We start from the raw sequence: 21,329 nt of genomic DNA, 5'->3' as shown, positions 1-21,329 counted from the left end.
GGGACATGTCCCGGTTTTTTTTCAAGTGTGGCGTGCTTACTTCTGATAAATCTTGTCGAACTCGCCGCCATCGTCAAAGTGTTTCTTTTGCGCCTGTTTCCAGCCGCCAAACACGTCGTCGATCGTGAACAGGGTGATCGGCTTGAAGCTGGCCGCGTATTTCTTGGCGACCGCGGCGGAACGGGGACGCAGGTAGTGCTTGGCGACCAGTTCCTGGCCCGGTTCCGAGTACAGGTATTGCAGGTAAGCCGTGGCTTCCTTGCGGATGCCGCGGCGGTCAACCACCTTGTCCACGACGGCCACGGGCGACTCGGCCAGGATGGAGATGCTTGGGTACACCACTTCAAAGTTGTCGCCGAATTCGGCGCGCACCAGCTGCACTTCGTTTTCAAACGTTACCAGCACGTCGCCGATTTCACGCTGCGTGAAGGTGGTGGTGGCGCCGCGGCCGCCGCCGTCCAGCACGGGTACGTTCTTGAACAGCTTGGTCACCAGTTCGCGCGCCTGCGCTTCGCTGCCGCCTTTTTTCACGGCATAGCCCCAGGCTGCCAGGTAAGTGTAGCGGCCATTGCCCGATGTTTTCGGGTTCGGCACGATGACCTTGATGCCGGGCTTGGCCAGATCGTCCCAATCCTTGATCTGTTTCGGGTTGCCTTTGCGCACCAGATATACCATGGTGGAATAGAACGGCGCCGCATTGTTCGGGAATTTCTTGGCCCAGTCGGCCACCACGAGGCCGCGGTCGACGAGGATATCGATATCGTTGGCCTGGTTCATGGTCACGACGGACGCTTCCAGGCCATCGGCCACGGAGCGCGCCTGCTTGCTCGAGCCGCCGTGCGATTGCTTGATGGTGATGGTTTCGCCCGTTTTGGCTTTCCAGTCAGCAATAAAAGCGGGATTCACATCCTTGAACAATTCGCGCATCACGTCGTACGAGGCGTTCAGCAAGACCACGGGTTCGGCGGCGGACACGCTCATGGGCAGGCTCACGGCGGCAGCGGAAGCGGCCAGGGCGCTGGCCAGGAACCAGCGGCGCGAGCGTTGGGCGAGCGTCGTTGCGGTAGTCGATACGGCGTTGGAATTGGTCATGTTGAACTCTTGTTGTGAGAATAGATAGACATAGTCTAAAATTCCGGCCGGAAAAGAAACGAATTTTTCGTAATATGCTTAGATCCGATTCCCGTTTGCGCTAAAAAACATATATCGATTTTTGGAAACATTCGTGGGCAAGGTGTGCATCAGCACTTAGTCTGCAAGCATTGCGTCATAGGCAAAACGAGCCCGTGGCGCGCGGCAAAAAACCTGATTGCGCCGCTTGGTGTATAGTCGAATCGCACGATACAGGGGTAGAACCGCCTGCATCGGCAACTGGAATATTTTGTGAGCGTACATGAGTCTTGAAATTCGTATTGCAACATCGACCGACGCTTTCGAGGCGTGCAACGTATTACGACGCTCCATCGTCGAATGCTGCAGCCTCGATCATCGGGACGATCCGGCCATCCTGGAAGCCTGGCTGGGCAATAAAACACCGCAGATGGTGGCGTGCTGGTTCGCGTCGCCCACCAATTTTTCGCTGGTCGCAGTCGAGCAGGGCGCCGTCGTCGGCGTCGGCCTGCTGACGCGCGCCGGCAAGCTGGCCCTGTGCTACCTGCTGCCCGAGGCGCAAGGCCGCGGCGCCGGCAAGGCGCTGGTGGAACAGCTGGAAGCGCAGGCGCGCGAGTGGGGCATCAAGGCCCTGCAACTGCACAGCACGGCCAGCAGCCAGGCCTTTTTCGTCAAGCAGGGCTATGTCGAGGCGGGCAATGTGCGCTCGCCGTATGGCGTGGAAACGATTTTTTGCTGGAAGCAGATTGATCCCGCAGGCATCTCCAGCGGCGACCCCAAGCGCAAGCGCTTTTGCAACTGCAATTCGGCCTGACGGCCACCCCGCACCTCAGCCCGCCCATCCGGCGGCGGGCCTTTCCTCCGCTTTCCTGCTTTTCCTCACGCATTTCCCTCAATAACTGATCTGGATATACACGCCTTGCGGTGCGCTATCGTTTGCCTGCAGCAAGGTGCCGCCGGCAAACAGTTTCAGCTCGCCGGGCGCAAACGCCAGCCAGTCCTCGTTTTGCGTCAACGGATGCGTGGCGATGACGGCGATGCGGTCATCCAGGTGATTGTGCTGGCGAAAGTCGATGCTGCGTTCGCAGTCGATCAGTTGCGCCACGGAAAACGGGTATTCGCGTATCACATAGTGCAGGTGCGTGGAACAGTGGGCAAACAGCAGCTCGCCGTCCGACAGGATGAAATTGAAGCTGCCGTGCGCGGCGATCTCCTTGGCGACGTCGGCGATGGCGGCGCGCAAGTCGGCGCGCGTGGGCTCGCCCGCGGGAAACTGCGTGCGCAAGCGGGCCAGCAGGTGGCAGAACGCCTGCTCGCTGTCCGTGTCGCCGCTGGCCTGGTAGTGGGCATTGGCGGGGGCGCGCCACGTCTTGAGGTCGCCATTGTGGGCGAACGACCAGGTCTTGCCCCACAGTTCGCGGGCGAACGGGTGCGTGTTTTCCGGCGCGATGCGGCCCTGCGTGGCCTTGCGGATGTGCGCGACGATGTTTTTTGCCTTCACGGGATGCTGTTGCACCGTGGCGGCCAGCGGCGAATCGATGGCGGCCAAGTGGTCCGTCAGCAGGGTGCAGCCGCTACTGGAATGATAGGCGATGCCCCAGCCGTCGCGGTGCTCGTCCGTGCGTCCGCCCCGTTCGGCAAAGCCGGCAAAGGAAAATCCCAGTGCAGCGGGCTTGCTGCTGTTCATTGCGAGTAACTGGCACATGGCGGCCCTTCCTGATGGTATCGGTACACGCCCACAGTAAAGGCGGGCGGCAGGGGCGTGAAGGAATGTTTCTGACTATCGTTATGCGCTGTCCGTTGCGGCGCCCATATCTGCTGGGCGCATATCAAATGGCGAAACCATTCGTTCTCCTTCGGTTGTCCCTGCCTTACTCTGCACACTTTGGCGCCGCCTTCCCCATGAGGGCAGCCGGCGCGGCCCTATGAAGGAGCATGTATGCCATTTCCCGTCCTGAAAAACTATCTGGCCCGTTTGTCGCATCAAACCCAGGCAGGCACCAGTGTCTGGCTCGACGGGGAGGGCAGGGCGCTGGGGCGCTTCTTCAATTGCACCATGACCAGCGCCTTCCAGCCGCTGCGCGAACTCGAGAGCGGCAAGCTGGTGGCGTTCGAGGGTCTGGCGCGCAGCGTGTCGAAGGCGGACGAGGGCTTGTCGCTGTGGCGTTTGCTCGACCACGCGGCCAGCGACGACGAGTCGGTGGAACTGGACCGGCTGTGCCGCATGCTGCACGCCATCAATTTTTTCCGGCAGGCGGAAGCGGAGCAGGCCGACCTGTACCTGAACGTGCATGACCGCCTGTTGAGCGCCGTCAGCAGCAATCACGGCCACGCCTTCCAGCGCATCCTCGACGCGCTGGGCTTGCCCATCGAGCGCATCGTGCTGCAATTGCCGACGGTCACGCCGAACCAGGGCTGGCTGCTCAATTACGTGGCCGACAATTACCGGCGCAACGGTTTCCGCCTGGCCATCAACGTGGCCAGCGTGCACGAGGCAACGGGCATGCTCGAGCGCCTGCACCCGCATGCGTTCAAGCTCGATGCGGGCAACCTCAGCGACGAGCAGGCCGTCGCCAGCTTCGTCACCCTGTGTCATGCGGCGAAAATCCGCGTCATCTTCAAGCGCCTGGATACGCCGGCTGCGCTGGCCGCGCTGCAGCGCGTCGCGGCCCTCACGGGCTTGCCCATCGTGACCCAGGGTTATCTGCTGGACAAGCCCTTGACGGCGCTGGCGCAGGCCAGGCAGGACGTCGCGGCCAGCGCCGCGGCCGCGTAGGGCGCGTCTGGGACGGAAATGAGGGCGACACGATAGGCTTTGAGGGTTTTTCTTCGCAGCACAATACGCTATAGTATTCCTATCGTTAAATTGGACTGACTATGGCATCGCGCAGAAATTTTCTACACCACGGTATGGGCCTGGCCGCGCTGGGCCTGGTAGCCACTCCCCTCATCGGTTGCGCCTCGCGCACGGCCGCTCCCGCATCGGCTTCGGCCAGCGCCAAGCCGCGCACGCCGCGCACGGCCGTGCCGCCCCAGCCCACGCAACTGGCCAGCGTCGACCGCTCGCTCACTTCGCAGTCGCGCCAGGCCATCACCGAGATGGAACCGCCGCCGGACATCTTCGACGCGCAGGCGCTGGACCTGGAATTCTGGCTCAAGCCCCGCACCCTGGAAGTGGTGCGTCCGGCCAGCAATGAAAAAGCCAAACTGCTGTACTGGAAAGATGGCGAAGTCATCGATTCGGCCTACCAGGAACTGTGCCATTTGCTGCGCGACGTGAACGGCAAGAAGACGGCGCCCATCGATCCGAAACTGCTGGAAACCCTGTGGGGCACGCAAGCATTCGTGGCCCGCTACGGCATCGAGCAGCCGCTGGAGATCCTGTCCGGCTATCGCACGGCCGAGTCGAACAGCCGCCTGCGCGAAGCGGGCGTGCCGGCCGCGCGCCAGTCGCTGCACATCTCGGGCCGCGCCGCCGATATCCGCGTGGCCAACCTGAACGCGGAAGTGCTCGGTTCGCTCGTGCGCAGCTTCAAGCAGGGCGGCGTGGGCTTCTATTACCGTTCCGGCCCCCGCGGCGGCTGGATCCATGCGGATACGGGCCTCCAGCGCACCTGGAAAGGCTAAGCCTGATCACCGGCGCGCGGCGCGCTGTGCGGCCGCACGCCGCTGCCGCGCGCGGCGCTGTTTGGATCAGTCGTAGTGATACGGCGGCTCCGGCACCTTGTCGCGTTCGGCGCGCCGCCATTGCTCGACATTCAAAGGGCGCTCCCAGTAGATGCGCCAGCCCAGGCGCTGGCTCGCTTGCGCCTGGGGATGGTCGCGCAGATAGCCGTCGATAAAACGCGTAAATTCCGATACATAGCCGCCGCGGCGGCAGGCGAGTGCATGCGGCATGGCTGCTCCTGAGTTTGTCCTAGCCGTTTGACCGTCCGCGCGCCCGAAAGTGCCGCACCTTCCACCATGTCCATGAAACTTTCCAGCCATAACATCGAACTGTTCCTGGCCGTCGTCGACGGCGGCTCGTTCTCGGCCGCGGCGCGCGCCTTGCGCCGGGCGCCGTCGGCCGTCAGCATGGCGATGGCCAATATCGAGGCGGAACTGGGCATCGCCCTGTTCGACCGGGGCGCACGGGAAGCCGTGCCCACGCCCGCCGCCCTGGCCTTGCTGCCCCATGCGCGCCTGATCGCGGAACAGTTGAAGCAGTTGCACCTGCACGTGCAGGAATTGTCGCAGGGACTGGAAAGCCGCATTTCGCTGGGCATCGCGGCCGAGCTCGACCCTGCACCGTTCGTGGCCGCCGTGCGCGCGCTGTCGCTGCGCCATCCGCTGCTCGACATCGAAGTGCTGACGGCGCCGCAGGACGACGTGCTCGACATGCTGCACCGGGGCCGCATCAGCGCCTGCATGGCTTTCGCGGGCGGGCGCATCAATCACGAGGAACAGTTCCAGCTGGTGGGCAGCGATGCCTTGCTGGCGATCGTTTCGACCCGGCATCCGCCCGACGTGGCGGGCCGGCCCTTGTATATCGAGGAATTGGTGAATTTGCGCCAGATCATCGTGGCCAGCCGCGAACTGGACCTGGCCGATGCGCGCCCCGTGGTGGGCCTGTCCTACTGGCGCACGGACAGCTTGCCGATGGCGCTGGCGATGGTGGAGGCGGGACTAGGCTGGGGCAACTTTGCCGCCTCGGCCATCGAGCATTCGCTGGCGGCAGGGCGGGTGCGCACGGTGGACTTCAAGAATACGGGCAACGGCCTGGTCGTGCCCATCCACCTGGTGTGGATGAAGGACCGGCCGCTGGGCATGGCGGCGCGGTCCTTTCTTCAGTTGCTGACCGAGGTGCCGGCAGCGCCGTGAAGGCCGGCCGGTTCTTCCTTCGGCTGCTGCGCCGACAGGGGCACGCCGAACAGGCCGTCGAAGAAATAGTTGAAGATGAAGCTGTAGCACGGGATGATCAGCATCAGGGCGAAGTCCAGCACGAAGGCTTGCCACAGGCTGATGTCGAGCCACCAGGCGATTAGCGGGATCAGATAGATCACCAGCGTGATCTGGAAGCCGATCGCATGCAGGATGCGGCGCCAGACGGTGCGCGTGCGCGACACTTGCCGGATTTCCCAGTATTCGAAAGCCGTGTTGTAGAGCAGGTTCCAGATCACGGCGATGGTGGTGATCATGATGGCCAGCGGGCCCGTGCTGGTGGGCGATTCGCCCGAGAGCAGGGTCAGCCAGGCCGTGGAAATGGCCATGCCGATGATTTCAAAGGCGGTGACGTAGACGATTTTGCGTTTGATGCCTTGCATGTAAAGCCTGTAGAGATGAAGTGGTGCTTATTTTAAGTCAGGTATGCTGATGTTAAAAGTTAATAGCTGTCAGTTTTTCTGATTGATATGCGCCAGCAATACCATGCTGGCCGCGAACGGTGGATAATGGCGGCTGGCGGGCAACCGGTCCCGCCGCATCACCGCAGAAGAGGTCGACAAGCATGCAAGGCGCAGCAGACAGCAACATTCCAGTTACCCCCGCCGATACCCCCGCCAGTGCGGATGAACGTCCCCGTTTCCGCCCCCGTCCGTGGGAACACCTGGAAACGCCATACGACGTGGAAGTGTGGATCGAGGAACATAACCGCAGCATGCAGGACAATATCCGCGCCACGGAAACGGGCGTGGGCATCTGCTTTACCCTGGCCGAGGGCGGCGACATCTACATGCAGACGAGCGCCGACGGCGCCGTCGTGCTGGACGTGACGCCGGACGCGGCCTGGGTGTCTCCCCTGATCAGCGCCGCCACGGGTTGCGCGACGCCGGATTCATCGCTGTGGATCTTGCCTGACGATAAGTTGATCCAGCTGATCGTGGGCCTGTCCAGCCTGGTGGCCAGCACCTTGCTGGTGGTGGGCCATGATTTCGGCTTGCGCCGGCGGGGCATGGGCCGCTGACCTTCATGTTGTAGAAATGTTATGCATGGCAGGCATGGCTCGACACTGCGCGTGGCGCGTGCTAGTCTCGTTACTGCACCCACCTGTTTGCCTGGGCGGCGGTGCAAAGGACAGCCATGGACATGCCTCCGCAAGCGGTACCTGCTCCGGATTCCTCCCCGCGCGGCCACGACGGCGTGCTGCCGCATGCCGCGCCCCTGCTGGACGATGGCGTCTTCAGCCCGGAGCGGATGAAGGCGGAACGTGAACAAGCCTATTTCAACGATTTGTACCTGCTGGCGCCCGTCGCCTATTTCGTGCTGGGCCTCGACGGCGTGATCTTGCAGGTCAACCTGGTGGCGGCCGAACTGTTCGGCCTGGCGCGCGGCCATCCCGGTCATGTGTTGTTCCGTTCCTATGTGCATGAAGCGTTCCGCCACGATTACGACCAGTTCGTGCAGCGCGTGCTCAATAGCAGCGAGCCCGAGCGCATCCAGCTGCAGGTGCGGCCCCGTCCCGGCGCGCGCGAGGCGGGCATGCCCGTCAGCCTGCTGGGCAGCGCCGATCCGAACGGCCAGGCGCTGCGCCTGGTGCTGGAGCAAGCCGAGGGCAAGCTGGCCGCGCTGGAACGCAGCGAAGAGCGCTTCCGGCGCATCGTGCACAGCGCCGAAGAGGGCATCTGGGAAATCGATGCGCAGGCGCTGACCAGCTTTGTCAATCCCAAGATGGCGCACATGCTGGGCTGCCAGATCGAGGAGATGCTGGGCCAGCCGCTGGCCGCCTTCATGGATGACGAGGGACGGGCCCTCCTGGCGCGTAACATTGCGCGGCGCCAGGATGGCATTGCCGAGCGCCACGAATTCAAGTTCCTGCGGCGCGACGGCAGCACCCTGTGGGCCACCCTGGCCACCAATCCCATCTTCGACTCCGGCGGCACCTACCTGGGGGCGCTGGCGCTGGTCAGCGACATCACGGCGCAGCGCGCGGCGTCCGAGCGCATCTGGCGGCAAGCCAATTTCGACTCGCTGACGGGCTTGCCGAACCGCCAGATGTTTCTCGATCGCTTGCAGCACGAGGCGCTCCATGCACGGCGCGAGGGTACTTGCCTGGCCCTGCTGTTCATCGACCTCGACCATTTTAAGCAGGTGAATGACCGCCTGGGCCACGAGAAGGGCGACATGCTGCTGCGCCAGGCGGCGCTGCGCATCAGCGAGCACGTGCGCGCCACCGATACGGTAGCGCGCCTGGGCGGCGATGAATTCACCGTCATCCTGGCCGGCGTGGGCCAGTTGGGCGGCATCGAGCGCGTGCTGCAGGAACTGACGGCTGCGCTGGCCCTGCCGTTCGTGCTCGACGGCGACACGGCGCAAGTGTCGGCCAGCGTGGGCGTGGCGCTGTATCCGTCCGACGCGGAGGCAACGGACACCTTGCTGCGGCAAGCGGACCAGGCCATGTACGCGGCCAAGAGTGCCGGGCGCAACGGCTACAGCTATTTCACGCCCGCCTTGCAGCAGGCGGCCGACCTGCGCCGCCTCACGGTGCGCGAGATGCGCGTGGCGCTGGCGCAGGACCAGTTCGAAGTGCATTACCAGCCCATCATCCGCCTGTGCGATGGCAGCATCGAGCGGGCCGAGGCGCTGCTGCGCTGGCGCCATCCGCTGCGCGGCTTGCTGGCGCCCGCCGATTTCATCGGCTTTGCCGAGGCGAACGGCCTGATCATCGATATCGGCGAGTGGGTGTTTCGCCAGGTCGTGCGCCAGGCGCGGCGGTGGCAAGACGAGCATGGCGCCGCGTTCCAGATCAGCATCAACAAGTCGGCCGTGGAATTTCGCTGCGACGCCGCGCTGTACCAGGACTGGGGCGGGCACCTGGCGCGCCAGGGCCTGGCGCCCGGCGCCATCGTCATCGAAACACGCGAAGCCGTGCTGCTCGACGAGGCGCGCCAGGTGGTGGAACGCCTGCGCCAGTTCCGCGCCATGGGCCTGGCGCTGGCGCTCGACGATTTCGGCAGCGGCCAGGTGTCGCTCGCGTGCCTGAAAACGGCCGATCTCGATTTCCTCAAGATCGGCCGCACGCTGGTTGGCGAACTGGGCCGCGATGATGCGGGACTGGGCCTGTGCGAAGCGCTGATCGCGCTGGCGCAGCGGCTGGGGCTCAAAGTCGTGGCCGAAGGCGTGGAGACGGCATCGCAGCGCGACCTGCTGCGCGCTGCCGGCTGCGACTATGCGCAGGGGTATTTCTTTTCCCGCGCCTTGCCGGCGGGACAGATGGACCGCCTGCTGGCGGCTCAGTCGGCTGCCTGAACGGTTACCTCCAGCGGCCCGTCGCCCTCCATCAGCTGTTCCGCGGCGGCCAGGGTCTCGGCCGCGCTGACCTTGGCCAGGGTCAGGCCCTGCGCCAGGATGACGGCATGGCGGCGGCTGGCCGGGTAAAACCAGCGGTAGTTGTCGGTACGGATGTAGTAGCCGACGATCTTCTTGTCATACGCCGAGGCGATGTGGATCACCGACGTATCGGGCGACACGACCAGTTCGCAGCGGCGGATCAGGGCCGCCAGTTCGAGGATGTGGCCCGTGGGCGGCGCGCTCATCACATTTGCATGGCCGGCGCCTCGCACGATCTCGGCGGCGCGCGCCTCGGTGCCCGGTGCGGCGACCACCAGCAGCGCATGGCGCGGGTAGCGCGCGGCCAGGGCGGCGGCGCAGCGCTGGGCGTCGGCCACGCTGACCGTGCGCTGCGCATTGCTACCCTGGAAATTGAGGCAGAACAAGCCTTCATGCGTGCGCAGCAGGGTGTCGCAGGCGGCGTCGACCCGGGCAGCGTGCGCGTCCACGCCGAACAGTTCATAGCGCATGTCGATGTCGCGCAGGCCAAACTGCCCGAACGTGGCAAAAAAGCTGTGCAGGATGTGGCGGCTGCGGTCGCACGGCACCGTATGGTCGAACATGCCCAGATTGGCGGTCGAGGTGCCGTACTTGGGAATGGCAAAGCCCGTCAAATAGCGGGCGCCCAGCCATTTTATGCGCAGCAGCAAGGGAATCGAAAAGCGGTTGTAGGGGTTGAAGATGACGTCGTAGCGGCGCCGGCGCAGGTCGGCGATGGTGGTGCGCAAGTCGCGCAGCAGCGGCTGCTTGTCCCAGATGAGGATCTCGTTCACATGCGGGTTACCGGCGACGACATCGCGGTTGGCGCTGCTGGCGGCCACGTCGATCTGCCAGTGCGGATAGTTTTTCTTCAGTTCGCGCAGCAGCGCCGAAGTAACGATCATGTCGCCGATCTTGTCGTTGCGCAAAATCAATACCTTGCGCACCTTGGCGATATCGAGGGGCTGCTTGTCGGATTTTCCCAGCAGGGCGTAACTGAGCAGCCGGGCGGCGGTTTTTATCAAGGGAACTCCGGAAGTGGATGACGGGATGCACTGGCGTATTTGTCAATGAGCAAGCGACAGCAGCATCTTACGGATTTCCACGGCCCGCAGATAGGGGGCGCGCCGGTTTTATTGCTGCGTGCGCCAGGGCGGCGCACGCAGCAGGAGGGAGCTTATTCCAGGCCCAGCAGGGCGACGACCCGTTCGCGGCTGATGCCGACCAGTGCGGAGCTGATCGCCAGCAGCGATTCATAGCCGGGCTGGCTGGCCTTTTCCGTGAAGTTTTCCGCCAGCGTATCCATGCTGACGTTCGCCTGCACCGGCTGCGCGCGGGCGACCCGTCCCGTGGCTTGCGCCAGGGCCAGGCTGACGGAGCTGCGCGCCGCCTGCAGCTGCGCCAGCGCCTGCACCACTTGCTGCAAGGTGGCGCGCAGGGCTTCCACGTCGCCCGTATTCCATTCTTCCGGGGCGATGGCGGCCGGTTCCGCATCCGTGCGCACGCGGCTCATCTGGCCGGTCGGGTAGCGCACGCCGCTGCCGCGCACGGACAGGCTGTCGCGCACGTTGTTCCAGTTGGCTTCCGGCGTGCTGAACACCAGTTCGCCATTCTCTCCCCGCTTGACGCTGATACCTGACGGCATCAACGCGCGGTCGAAGCGGGACACGATTTCGCTCTCGCTCAGGCCGGGTTCGATATTTACCGATCGCAAGGCCTGGTTCGCGCCGCCCACGGAAAACGCCAGCACTTCCTGCGGGCCTTCCTGCAGGCTGGCCATGGTCAGGCCGCGGATGCTGAACTGCTGCTGTGCCGCCTGCGGGCTGCTATAGCTGAGCTGGGCATCGAGCGTGCCGCCCGAGGCGCTGGCGCGCTGGCGCCAGGTATTGCTGAACTGGCGTACTCGCGCTTCGACTTGCCCTTCGCGGCCCTGGCGCGCGGCCAGCTTGGCCGCCAGTTCGCTTTTCAGCGCCTGCAGCTGGCTGCTGCTGCGTTCCAGGTAGTCCAGCGTTTGCTGCGCGTTGGAAATCTCTCCCTGCAGCTGGTGATCCCAGTTGCTCAGGCCACGCTGCAGGCTTGCCGTCGAACTCCTCGCCGCCGGCGCCTCGCTGCGCGCGCCGGCATTGCCGTTGATGGCGGCGGACGCGTCATCGACGACGCGGGCTGTGCCGGCGCCTTTGGCATTGACGCCGGAAGAGGAAGAGGTCTGAACGATTTGCATGATGGTCAGAGAAGATCAAACAGGGAAATGGTGCCGACCTTGGTGTAGGCCTTGTACGTTGCCTGCAGGGCCGTCTGGTAGCCGGTCAGTTCGATGGCTGCCGCGCCCATGTCGGTCTTTTTCAGGTCCAGCAGGGCCGAATCGTTCGACAGCGACACATTGGCCAGGTTGCCGGAAAGCGTGGTGAGGATGTTTTGCGCGCCGCCGAAGATGGCGATCTTGCCGGAGAGCAAATCCATGCCGTCATCGGTGCCGCCCAGGCCGTCGTTGACGATGGCGCGCACGGCCGGATCGTTGGGGTTGACGCCCGGCGTGCCGAGCGTGGTGACGACCAGATCGATCTTGTTGAGCCACACTTCCAGGTTCTTCACGTCGACGTTGGCCGCCTGCGTCACGCCATTGCCGACCACGACGGTCTGCGTGTCGGTATTGCCGACGTAGCTGTAACGCGAGCCGGGCGCTGCCGCCGGGTCGTACTTGATGGGCGCCTGGTCGGTGGCCGTGCCGGAAAACATGTAGCGGCCTTCCTGGTCCTTCAGGTTGGCCGTGTACAGCACGCTGTCGCGCATGGCGGTCAGCGATTGCGTCATCGCATTCAGGTCGCCCGGCGTATTGCTGCCGTCGGCGGCCCACACCAGCAGGTCGCGCGCCTGGCCCATGTCGGTAACCATGCTCGACAGGTAGTTCTCGTTTTTCAGCAGGCGCACTTTGACCGTGGCGATATTGTCCTGGTACTGGGTCACCATGGCTTGCTCGCGCGTCAGGCGCGAAATGCGCACGTTGCCGATCGGATCGTCCGATGGCAGCTGGATGCGCAGGCCCGACGACATCTGCTGGGTCAGGTAATTGATGCGTTCCTGGTTTTGCTGGAGCGAAATATTGATCAGCGATTGGTACTGGCTGCTGGCGACACGCATATGTTTCTCCTTAACCCATCATTTGCAAAGTGGCATCAAACAAGGTATTCGCCACGGAAATGACTTTCATGTTTGCCTGGTACATATTCTGGAATTCCACCAGACTCATCGCTTCTTCATCCTTGTTCACGCCGCTGGTGGACTTCCAGTCGTCGATGGCTTGCGCGCGCACTGTATTGGAGGTCTTCAGCAGCGCCTGGTTCTGCTGGCTGTAGATGGCCAGCTTGCCGACCAGTTGCGTATCCGCATCGCTCATCAGGACGGAACCTACCCAGCTGACGGTGATCGGCTGGTTCTTGATATCGATCAATTTCTGCAAGTTGCCGCTATCGCCAGCCGCGCCCGTCAGCGACAGGGCCAGGTCCTTGGCGTTGAAGCCGGGGGTAATGCTCAGCTTGCCATTGGTATAGACCAGCAGGGGGCCGCCCGTGGTGCCCGCCATGGTTTTGCCCAGTGCCAGCTGCGCGTTGACCTTGCTGGTCAGCTGGGTGGCCATGTCCTGCAGCGACTGCTGCAGCGGCTTCAGGGTATTTTGCTCGAACTCGCCCAGGCCGCCCATCTGGCCGCCGATGGCCACCGGATCGAGCGTGTACGAGGACTTGGCGAAATCGAGGCTCAGCGTTTGCTGGCCCGTGTTCGTCATGTTGCTGCTCAGGGTACCGGCCATGCTGCCGATGACCAGCGGCTGGCCCGATTTCAGCGAGACATTGCGCGAACCGTCCGGCTGGTCGAGCACTTCGATGCCCATTTGCGCGGCCAGGCCGTCGATCAGCTGGTCGCGCGCATCCATCAGCGACGACACATTCGTGCCCGCGGCCGTGGAAGTGCTGATGCGCTGGTTCAGGGCGGCGATATTGGCCAGGGTGGTATTGGCTTGCGGCACGATCGCCGCCCGTTGCTGCTGCACCGACAGCAACTGGTTGCTCATGACGGTGCTGATGCTGTTGAAGCGTTGCGCCATGGCGTCGGCGGAGGTGACGATCTGCTGGCGCAGCGGCGTCGACGTAGGGTCGACGGCCGAGGCATTGAGGGCAGCGAAAAAGCCGTCGATGCCGTTGCTGATGCTGGAAGCATCGTCGCCCATCACGCGCTCGAGCTGCGTCAGGTATGGCTGGGTCTGCGAACGGGCGCCCTGGTCCGATGCGGCGCGCCACATTTGCTGGCTTTTATAGGCATCGGCAAAGCGCAGCAGGGCCGACACTTCCACGCCATTGCCTGCCGAGCGCACGCCCGCGCCTGCGCCAAGCGAGGTCAGCAGCACACCCTGGCGGGTATAGCCTGCCGTCTGCAGGTTGGCGATGTTCTGGCTGGCCGCATTGAGTGCGGCCTGGGCGGCGATGCTGCCTGACAATGCATTGCTGATGATGCTCATTGGGCAAGTTTCTTTCGTGAAGAGAGTGGCGCGTGCGGGAGGGCAGGCATTGAATCGTTGTTACCTTGTACAGGCGACGCTTCAGACGGATTTATTAAGCGGCGCTGCAATATTGTCGGTCTTGACAGCGCTTTTGGCGGCCACGGGGGCGCCCGCTGCCGGCAGCAGCTGGCGCAGGATGGCGTCGGCGATGCCGAAGGCGCGCTGGCCGGCCATCTTGTCGGCCACCAGGTTGTCGGCCATTTCCAGCATGTCGCTGTTGATGGGGTCCTTGAAGACGCTGTCCTCGCCCGCCATCTCGCGCGTGCCCGAACGCATCTGGCGCAGCATGTGCGAGATGAAGAACGCCTCGAACTTGACGGCCGCCTCGGTGGCCTTGGCCGCATAGCGCGGGTCGGCCGGCGTGGCTGCCGCAGGGGAGCGGTCGTCGAGCGCCGAGGGCAGGGCGCTGCTGCTGTCGTTGATATTCATCATATGACCACCAGTTCGCCTTCGATGGCGCCTGCCTGGTCGAGGGCTTGTAAAATTGCCATGATGTCATCGGGCGAAGCGCCTAGGCTGTTGACCACGTCGATGATGGCTTGCAGCTTGGCGCCGGCCGGCCATTTGAACATATTGCCGTTGCCCTGGTCGACGGAGACCTTCGACTGCGGCGTGACGGTGGTCTGGCCGCGGCCGAACGGCGCCGGCTGGCTGACGTTGGAACTTTCGGAAATGACCACTTTCAGCGAGCCATGCGTGACGGCGGCCGCCTTCACGCGCAAGCCTTCGGCGATGACCACGGTGCCCGTGCGCGAATTGAAGACCACTTTCGGCGTGTCGACGCCTACATCGACGGACAGCGCTTCGAGTTTGGCCATGAAGGCCACGCGCTGGGTCGGGTTTTCCGGCGCCAGCACTTCCACGCTGGTGGCGTCGCGCGTGGTGGCGACGGCGCCGAAGCGGCGGTTGACGGCTTCGACGATATTGATGGCCGTCTCGAAATGCGGGTGGCGCAGGTTCAGGGTGACGGTCGGCTTGGTCGAGAAATCGCTGAGGATTTCGCGCTCGATGTTGGCGCCGTTGGGAATGCGGCCCGAGGTGGGCGTGTTGACGGTGACGGACGAGCCGCTCTTGCCGGTGGCGTTGAGGCCGCCGACGACCACGTTGCCTTGCGCCAGCGCATACGTTTCATTGTCGGCCGCGCGCAGCTGGGTCAGCAGCAAGGTGCCGCCGCGCAAGCTTTTCGCATCGCCCAGCGACGAGACGGTCACGTCGATGGCCTGGCCACGGCGGTATCCTGGTGGAAACACGGCGCTGACCATGACGGTGGCGACGTTCTTGCTTTTTGCTTCGGCGCCGTCCGGCATCTTCACGCCGAACTGCTTGAGCATATTGACCACGGACTGGCTGGAAAACTTCACCTGGGTGGTGTCGCCGCTGCCGTTCAGGCCCACGACGAGGCCATAGCCGACCAGCGGGTTGTCGCGCACGCCCTCGATACTGACCAGGTTGCGCAGCACTTGCGCGGCGCTGGCGGGCAGGGCAAAGCCGGAGAGCGCGGCCAGCATGGCTGCCAGGGGCAGGGCGGAACGAAATTTCATGAGGTCACCTTAAAACGGCATCCATGGGCCGACGAAGAAGCGCGTCAGCCAGCCTGGTGTATTGGCTTCGGCCAGGGTGCCCTGGCCGGAATAGGCGATCTGTGCATTGGCGATGCGCAAGGACGAGACCTGGTTGTTGGAATCGATGTCGGCCGCGCGCAGGTAGCCGCGCAGGCGCACGAATTCCTCGCCCTGGTTCAGGGTCAGCGTTTTCTCGCCCTGGACGCGCAGCAAGCCGTTCGGCAGCACTTCCTGCACGATCACGGTGATGGCGCCGGACAGCGCATTTTGCTGCGTGCTGGTCGAGTCGCCCGCGAAGTTGCGGTCGGCCGACAGGTCGATGCCCGTCTTGGGCAGGGTCTTGCCGAGGATATTGGCCGCCTTCACGCCGACGGACGAGCCCTTGTTGAACGAGGTGCCGGCCTTCTTGCTGGCCTGCGTGGTTTCCTGCAGGGCTACCGTGACGACGTCGCCCACGCGGAAGGCGCGGCTGTCCGAGATCAGGTCCAGGCCCGCGTCGGGATTGAAAACGCCGCCGCCCACGCCGCCGCGCGCAGCGCTGCGCGGCGCCACGGGCAGCGGCGTATCGGAAAAGCTGGGCGCTACCGGCGCGGCCGGCTGGCTGGCGCAACCGGCCATCAGCACCAGCAGCAAGCCCGCCGTGGCTTTCATGGCGACTGTCATCAGCGTGCCGCTTGCGCCAGGTATTGCAGCATATTGTCGGCGGCCGACAGCACCTTGGTGTTCATTTCATAGGTGCGCTGGGCCGCGATCATGTCGACCATCTCTTCGACCACCTGCACGTTCGAGCCTTCCAGCGCGAACTGTTTCAGCTTGCCCAGGGCGCCTTCGCCGGGACGGCCTTCCGTCGGCGTGCCGCTCGATGCCGTTTCCTGGAACAGGTTTTCGCCGAGTGCCAGCAAGCCCGTCGGGTTGACAAAGCTGGTCAGGTTCAGCTGGCCCAGCTGGGTACCGTTGACGTTGCCCGGCACGGTGGCCGTGACCATGCCGTTTTCGCCGATGGTGATGGCCGTGGCATTGTTGGGCACGGTGATCTGCGGCACCAGGGGCAAGCCCTGGGCGTTGACCATCACGCCGTTTTCATTGATGCCCAGCTGGCCGGCGCGCGTGTAGGCCGCTTCGCCGTTCGGACGCAGCACTTGCAAAAAGCCGTTGCCGGTGATGGCCACGTCGAATTCGCGGCTCGTCGTTTGCAGGCTGCCGGTGGTAAACACCTTTTGCGTGCCCACCATGTGCGTGCCGTTACCCAGCTGTACGCCCGATGGCGACAGGGTGTTGTCGGCGCGCTGCGTGCCCGGCTGCTGCTCGACCTGGTAAAACAGGTCTTCGAAGACGACGCGGTCGCGCTTGAAACCAACGGTATTGACGTTGGCCAGGTTATTGGCGATGGCTTGCAGTTTGGCATCTTGTGCCTGCACGCCCGTCTTGCTGATCCACATTGCTGGATTCATGGTTTACTCCTGATAATTGGTTGGCGTTGGGCTTAAGCGCCCAGCAGGCGGTTACCGGATTCCGTCATGGAATCGCTGGCCTTGAACACTTTCATCTGCATCTCGAAACTGCGGTTCAGGCTCATGGTGGCGACCATTTCCTCGACGGCCGAGACGTTGCTGCCTTCCAGGTGGCGGTCGCGCAGGCGTACCGTGGGGTCGGCCTGCAAGTCTTCACCGCTGCGCGCCACGATCAGTCCCGCCTCGTTCTTGGTCAGCTCGCCCGCTTCCGCGTTGACCAGCTTGAGCTTGTCGACCGTCTGCATTTGCGCGGTGCCCGGCACCTGGATGGAAATCGTGCCGTCGGCGCCGATCGACAGGCTGGTGTGCTCTGGAATCGTGATGGGACCGCCTTCGCCCAGCACGGGACGGCCGTTGATGGTCAGCGCGCCCGTTTCATCGAGGTCCATGGCGCCGGCGCGCGTGTAGGCTTCGCCGTTTTGCCATTGCACCGCGAGAAAACCGTGGCCCGTGACGGCCACGTCGAGTTCGCGTCCCGTTTCCTTGATGGTGCCCGTGCGCGTGCCGATGGCGCTCGACTGCGTCTGCGTCATGTGGCGGTCGTCGTAGCCATAGCCGTTCTGCAGCGGCTGGGCAGTGGACACTTCCATGTTGGCGCGAAAGCCGCCCGTCTCGATATTGGCCAGGTTGTTGGCGTGTACCTGCTGTGCCCGCAGGGCGCGGTCGGCCCCGCTCATGGCGGTATAAATCAGCGCATCCATTGCTCTTTACCTTTGCGTATCGTGGATTACAGCGCTTGCATCAGCGATTGCAGCATGGCGTTCTCGGTCGAGATGACCTTCGAGTTGGCCTGGTAGTTACGCTGCGACGTCATCAGGCCCACCAGTTCGGAGGTGATGTCGACGTTCGACTGTTCCAGCGAGCTCGTCACCAGTTTGCCGGCCATGCCGACACCGGGGCGGTCGTACATGGCGGTGCCGGACGTGGTCGAGGCAACCCAGCTGGTATCGTTGACGGCGGTCAGTGCGCCTTCGTCAGGGAAGGTGGCCAGCGCGATCACGCCGATGCTTTGCTTCTGGCCGTTCGTGTATTTCGCCACGACGGAGCCGTCGTTGGCCAGTTCCACGCCCGTGTAGGTGCCCGAGGCATAGCCGTCGGCGCGGTCGGTCGAGGTGTTTGCTTCACCGGCGAACTGGGTGGTGCCCGTGTAGTCGATGGCGATCGTCATGGCCGCTGCGCCAGGCGGCGTCGGCAGGGTCGGCGTGGCCGTTTTTCCCGTCAGCAGATTGCCGGAGGTGTCGAAGGTCATGTTCGTCACCGGCGCCACGTCGACATTGTCGAACGTGTAGTGCACGTCCACGCCCGCCGCTGTCTTGACGAAGTACTGGCCCAGCGAGTGCTTGGCGCCCAGCGAATCGTAGACGATCGAGGACTTGCCGCTGTTGTAGCTCAGCTCATTGGTCTTGTCGAACGCCGGGGTCTTCACGGTCCATTCGGACGACAGGTTGGCGGCATACGCCAGCTTGGTCGATGCCACGGCGGGAATCTGGCCCGTCGGAATGATCATGTCGCCCATGGTGCCCAGGGTGGTGCTGCCTTTCACGGCGGCATAGCCTTGCACCAGGCGGCCATTCGCATCGATCAGCTTGCCTTCATTGCTGGCCGAGAAGATGCCGACGCGGCTGTAGTTCATGGTGTTTTGCGCATCGCGCGTGACGAAATAGCCGCGGCCATCGATGGCCGCGTCGAGCGCGCGGCCCGTATTCAGCACGCCGCCATTGAGCGACATGCTTTGCGTCAGCGAGCCGATTTCCGTACCCGTGGCGCGCGAACCGGCGTACATGGCCGAAAAGTTGGCGCGGCTGCTCTTGAAACCATAGGTGCCCGCATTGGCGATATTGTTACTGGTGCTGTTCAACTGTTGGTTGATGGACTGGATACCGGACAGGGCGATGTCGAAACTCATGTTGACTTCCTTTAGTGAAGGACGAGATTAGTGTTCAGGAAACGAAGGGAAGGGCGGATCAGGCCGTCTTACCGTTAAAACCGGTGATCGCGCCAGGGTTGACTTCGCCCAGGTTCGACACGCTCAGGATCATGCTGCCGCTGGACGACAGGCGCACGCTGTTGAGCTTGCCTGCGATGTCGACCGTTGGTTTTTCGGTGCCATTGGTGGTGACCGCCATGGTATAGGTGCCGGCAGGCATGCCCAGCGCGACGGGATCGATGGTGAAGGGCACGGTGCCGGCGGTCTTGGCGCCCAGTTCGATCTTGTATTCCTTGTCGTCGATGCCTTTCAGGGTGACGGTGGTCTTGGTGGTGCCGGCCGCCAGCGCGATGCTGCCGCTGACCTTGCTCTTGTCGAGCTGCACCGTTTCGCTGTTGACCATCACTTCGGAACCCACTTGCGCGCCCAGGGCCAGCACCTGCATCGATTGCAGCACGCTGGCATTGGCGCTGGTCAGCGCCGACAGGTTCTGCATCGCTTCCGTCTGGGCCTGCTGCGTCAATTGATTGACGAACTGGCTCGGGTCGGTCGGCGCGAGGGGATCCTGGTTCTTGATCTGGGCGACCAGCAATTTGGTGAACATGTCCTGGGTGGCATTGCTCTGCGACTTGACGGCATTGCTGCCGCTGTTGCTGCCGCCGGTGTTGTTTGTAAAGAGATTAGTTTCCATGGATTATGCTTCACCTAATTTGAGGAGCGATTGCTGCATCGACTTGATGCGGCCCAGAACTTCAACATTTGTTTCAAACGCGCGCGAAGCCGACATCATGTCGGTCATTTCGGCAACCTGGTTGACGTTGGGGTAGAACACCATGCCGTCGGCATTGGCCATCGGGTGGCCCGGTTCATAGACCTTGCGCAACGGTTCATCGCTTTGCACCACGTCGAGCACCTGTACTCTGCCGCCGGCGCCGCTGGCACCGGGGCCATCCATCACGGCGGAAAACACGGGCTTGCGGGCGCGGTAGGTTTCGGCTTCGGAACCGGCAACGGAATCGGCATTGGCCAGGTTGCTGGCGATGGTGTTGAGGCGCACGGTTTGCGCCGCCATCGCCGAACCGGCGATCTTGGAAATATCCTGGAAGCTCATGCTGATCCTTATTGTCCGGAAATGGCCTTGGACAGACCCTTCAGTTTCATGTTGACGAAAGTAAGGCTGGTCTGGAAGTCGGTGGCATTCTGCGAGAACGCCGCCTGTTCGACGCCGATTTCGACGGTATTGCCGTCGCGGCTGGGGTGGTAGGGTACGCGGTACAGGGCGCTGGCGTCGTCATCGGTGGACAGCAGGCCCGCTTCATTGTCCTGCAACTGCTGCAGGGCGCTGCCGAAATCCATGTCCATGGCCTGGAAGCCGGGCGTGTTTTCATTGGCGATGTTGGCCGCCAGCACGCGGGTACGGTCGGCACGCAGCGCCAGTGCATCGGCATGCACGCCCAGCGCGTCCTTGAAATTAATCCCCATGGTCATCCTTTGTATTGAATTCGATCGTGCTTTTTGCGGTTCGGGCTAGAAAATAGGTGGTGCAGAGGTAAAATCCCAGCCTGGTCATGTTGACGCATGGTAAGGTCATGCCGCTTCAGTATCTTTGATTAAGGTTAGCAATGATTCATTTCAACAGCATTACGATGATCCGAAACAGGGTGCCACATCCTCATATACTGCTTCCGGGCCTATTTTTTCTGACCAGCCTATATAGTAGTGCAGGACGCGCAGAATTGCCAGCCGACAATATATTTTCGCGTGTGGAACAGTTGGCGCGCGAGCAATTGACACAGCAGGCGGCCACGGCAGGACTGCTGGAACCCCAGTTTCAAGTGACCGTCGTGAAAAGCACGCGCCCCTTGCCCGCGTGCGCGGCGCCCGTTGCGCTGGAATCGGCGGACAGCCGCTCGGCCCAGCGCATGCGCTTTGTGGCAGTGTGTCCTGGAAGCAACGGTTGGCGCTATGAAATGCTGGCGCGCGGCACGATCACGGCCCAGGTGGCCGTGACGAACGTGCCCGTCACGGCCAATACGCCGTTGCAGGCGGGCGACGTGACGCTGGCGCGGCGCGACGTGACGATGGTGCCGGACAGTATTTCCTCCTTGCCCGGCGCCGTCGGCCTGTCGAGCCGGCGCAGCTTGCGTGCCGGCGAAGTGCTGCGCCAGGGGCAGCTGGCTGCGCCGATGCTGATCAAGCGGGGCAGTGCGGTGAGCATCGTGGCGCGCAAGGAACAGGTGGAAGTGAGCATGGCCGGCGAAGCGATGGACCCGGGCGCGCTGGGAGAGGTGATACGCGTGCGCAACGCCACCAGCGGCACGGTGATACGTGCCAGGGTGGTCGATGCGGGCGTGGTGGAACCGGCCGAAATTCCCGGCCGTTAA

24 protein-coding genes are annotated in these 21,329 nt (G+C 63.4%); 7 read left to right on the top strand and 17 right to left on the bottom strand.

The genetic code is table 11. The features are described from left to right. Positions 1-36 precede the first annotated feature (36 nt). The gene (locus tag VPH41_RS15450) at positions 37-1,092 is read right to left on the bottom strand and encodes a sulfate ABC transporter substrate-binding protein (RefSeq protein WP_328570682.1); all 1,056 of its coding nucleotides are present in this window, start codon (positions 1,090-1,092) and stop codon (positions 37-39) included. A gap of 301 nt (positions 1,093-1,393) precedes the next feature. Between VPH41_RS15450 and VPH41_RS15445 the strand changes: the two genes are divergently transcribed. Further along, a complete protein-coding gene (locus tag VPH41_RS15445) occupies positions 1,394-1,924 on the top strand; it encodes a GNAT family N-acetyltransferase (RefSeq protein WP_152283085.1) in 531 nt (176 codons plus the stop codon). 78 nt (positions 1,925-2,002) lie between these two features. On the opposite strand, the gene VPH41_RS15440 is transcribed toward VPH41_RS15445, so the two are convergent. Then, positions 2,003-2,815, bottom strand: coding sequence for a class II glutamine amidotransferase (locus tag VPH41_RS15440; RefSeq protein WP_328570681.1), 813 nt, complete (start codon positions 2,813-2,815; stop codon positions 2,003-2,005). Positions 2,816-3,049: 234 nt separating this feature from the next. On the opposite strand from VPH41_RS15440, the gene VPH41_RS15435 reads away from it, so the two are divergent. Both VPH41_RS15435 and VPH41_RS15430 read left to right on the top strand, forming a co-directional pair. Beyond that, entirely contained in the window at positions 3,050-3,886 is an 837-nt protein-coding gene (locus VPH41_RS15435) for an EAL domain-containing protein (protein WP_328570680.1), read from the top strand. A 101-nt stretch (positions 3,887-3,987) separates the two neighbouring features. Continuing rightward, positions 3,988-4,737 (top strand): YcbK family protein, encoded by a 750-nt coding sequence (locus tag VPH41_RS15430; protein ID WP_442906273.1) that lies wholly within the window; start codon positions 3,988-3,990, stop codon positions 4,735-4,737. A gap of 66 nt (positions 4,738-4,803) precedes the next feature. On the opposite strand, the gene VPH41_RS15425 is transcribed toward VPH41_RS15430, so the two are convergent. Beyond that, on the bottom strand, positions 4,804-5,007 hold the full coding sequence (locus tag VPH41_RS15425) for a DUF3460 family protein (RefSeq protein ID WP_152283088.1): 204 nt from the start codon (positions 5,005-5,007) through the stop codon (positions 4,804-4,806). A gap of 66 nt (positions 5,008-5,073) precedes the next feature. Between VPH41_RS15425 and VPH41_RS15420 the strand changes: the two genes are divergently transcribed. Continuing rightward, positions 5,074-5,970, top strand: coding sequence for a LysR family transcriptional regulator (locus VPH41_RS15420; RefSeq protein WP_226941388.1), 897 nt, complete (start codon positions 5,074-5,076; stop codon positions 5,968-5,970). Here VPH41_RS15420 and VPH41_RS15415 read toward each other — a convergent pair. Next, positions 5,937-6,413 carry a PACE efflux transporter gene (locus VPH41_RS15415; protein ID WP_287772586.1) on the bottom strand — a complete coding sequence of 159 codons (477 nt, stop codon included), beginning with the start codon at positions 6,411-6,413 and terminating at the stop codon, positions 5,937-5,939. The two genes, VPH41_RS15420 and VPH41_RS15415, sit on opposite strands and share 34 nt — an antisense overlap. A 182-nt stretch (positions 6,414-6,595) precedes the next feature. Here VPH41_RS15415 and VPH41_RS15410 point away from each other — a divergent pair, with 182 nt between their 5' ends. Both VPH41_RS15410 and VPH41_RS15405 read left to right on the top strand, forming a co-directional pair. Continuing rightward, complete coding sequence (locus VPH41_RS15410) at positions 6,596-7,051, top strand: hypothetical protein (RefSeq protein ID WP_328570679.1); 456 nt, start codon at positions 6,596-6,598, stop codon at positions 7,049-7,051. A gap of 116 nt (positions 7,052-7,167) precedes the next feature. After that, entirely contained in the window at positions 7,168-9,333 is a 2,166-nt protein-coding gene (locus VPH41_RS15405) for a putative bifunctional diguanylate cyclase/phosphodiesterase (protein WP_328570678.1), read from the top strand. Here the strand turns inward: VPH41_RS15405 and VPH41_RS15400 are convergent. From VPH41_RS15400 to flgB, 13 genes are all read right to left on the bottom strand, one after another. Continuing rightward, complete coding sequence (locus tag VPH41_RS15400; protein WP_328570677.1) at positions 9,318-10,418, bottom strand: glycosyltransferase family 9 protein; 1,101 nt, start codon at positions 10,416-10,418, stop codon at positions 9,318-9,320. The genes VPH41_RS15405 and VPH41_RS15400 overlap by 16 nt on opposite strands. Before the next feature lie 152 nt (positions 10,419-10,570). Continuing rightward, a complete protein-coding gene (locus tag VPH41_RS15395; RefSeq protein WP_328570676.1) occupies positions 10,571-11,614 on the bottom strand; it encodes a hypothetical protein in 1,044 nt (347 codons plus the stop codon). Between the two features lie 5 nt (positions 11,615-11,619). Next, complete coding sequence (flgL, locus tag VPH41_RS15390; protein ID WP_328570675.1) at positions 11,620-12,531, bottom strand: flagellar hook-associated protein FlgL; 912 nt, start codon at positions 12,529-12,531, stop codon at positions 11,620-11,622. A 10-nt stretch (positions 12,532-12,541) separates the two neighbouring features. Next, positions 12,542-13,903 (bottom strand): flagellar hook-associated protein FlgK, encoded by a 1,362-nt coding sequence (gene flgK, locus VPH41_RS15385; RefSeq protein WP_328570674.1) that lies wholly within the window; start codon positions 13,901-13,903, stop codon positions 12,542-12,544. A gap of 81 nt (positions 13,904-13,984) precedes the next feature. Continuing rightward, positions 13,985-14,377, bottom strand: a complete 393-nt coding sequence (locus VPH41_RS15380) for a flagellar biosynthesis protein FlgJ (RefSeq protein ID WP_405002811.1) — start codon at positions 14,375-14,377, stop codon at positions 13,985-13,987. Beyond that, positions 14,374-15,486: a flagellar basal body P-ring protein FlgI gene (locus VPH41_RS15375; RefSeq protein ID WP_152283092.1), complete on the bottom strand. Its 1,113-nt coding sequence runs from the start codon at positions 15,484-15,486 to the stop codon at positions 14,374-14,376. The genes VPH41_RS15380 and VPH41_RS15375 overlap by 4 nt, the downstream gene beginning before the upstream one ends. Before the next feature lie 9 nt (positions 15,487-15,495). Further along, positions 15,496-16,170, bottom strand: coding sequence for a flagellar basal body L-ring protein FlgH (flgH, locus tag VPH41_RS15370; RefSeq protein WP_328570673.1), 675 nt, complete (start codon positions 16,168-16,170; stop codon positions 15,496-15,498). Then, positions 16,170-16,958 carry a flagellar basal-body rod protein FlgG gene (gene flgG / locus VPH41_RS15365; protein WP_170909686.1) on the bottom strand — a complete coding sequence of 263 codons (789 nt, stop codon included), beginning with the start codon at positions 16,956-16,958 and terminating at the stop codon, positions 16,170-16,172. Before flgG ends, flgH begins: the two co-directional genes overlap by 1 nt. A 32-nt stretch (positions 16,959-16,990) precedes the next feature. Beyond that, complete coding sequence (flgF, locus tag VPH41_RS15360; RefSeq protein WP_152283093.1) at positions 16,991-17,719, bottom strand: flagellar basal-body rod protein FlgF; 729 nt, start codon at positions 17,717-17,719, stop codon at positions 16,991-16,993. Between the two features lie 26 nt (positions 17,720-17,745). Continuing rightward, entirely contained in the window at positions 17,746-18,924 is a 1,179-nt protein-coding gene (locus VPH41_RS15355) for a flagellar hook protein FlgE (RefSeq protein ID WP_152283094.1), read from the bottom strand. Between the two features lie 58 nt (positions 18,925-18,982). Beyond that, positions 18,983-19,636: a flagellar hook capping FlgD N-terminal domain-containing protein gene (locus VPH41_RS15350; protein ID WP_328570672.1), complete on the bottom strand. Its 654-nt coding sequence runs from the start codon at positions 19,634-19,636 to the stop codon at positions 18,983-18,985. Between the two features lie 3 nt (positions 19,637-19,639). Further along, the gene (gene flgC, locus VPH41_RS15345) at positions 19,640-20,056 is read right to left on the bottom strand and encodes a flagellar basal body rod protein FlgC (RefSeq protein ID WP_152283095.1); all 417 of its coding nucleotides are present in this window, start codon (positions 20,054-20,056) and stop codon (positions 19,640-19,642) included. Positions 20,057-20,064: 8 nt separating this feature from the next. Next, positions 20,065-20,427 carry a flagellar basal body rod protein FlgB gene (flgB, locus tag VPH41_RS15340; RefSeq protein WP_034758109.1) on the bottom strand — a complete coding sequence of 121 codons (363 nt, stop codon included), beginning with the start codon at positions 20,425-20,427 and terminating at the stop codon, positions 20,065-20,067. A gap of 254 nt (positions 20,428-20,681) precedes the next feature. On the opposite strand from flgB, the gene flgA reads away from it, so the two are divergent. Continuing rightward, positions 20,682-21,329, top strand: a complete 648-nt coding sequence (gene flgA, locus VPH41_RS15335; RefSeq protein ID WP_328570671.1) for a flagellar basal body P-ring formation chaperone FlgA — start codon at positions 20,682-20,684, stop codon at positions 21,327-21,329.

Source organism: Janthinobacterium sp. P210006, assembly GCF_036231885.1.
Classification (GTDB): Bacteria; Pseudomonadota; Gammaproteobacteria; order Burkholderiales; family Burkholderiaceae_D; genus Janthinobacterium; species Janthinobacterium violaceinigrum.
The sequence above is the reverse complement of the archived record's forward strand: the minus strand, read 5'-3'. Positions and strand labels throughout refer to the sequence as shown.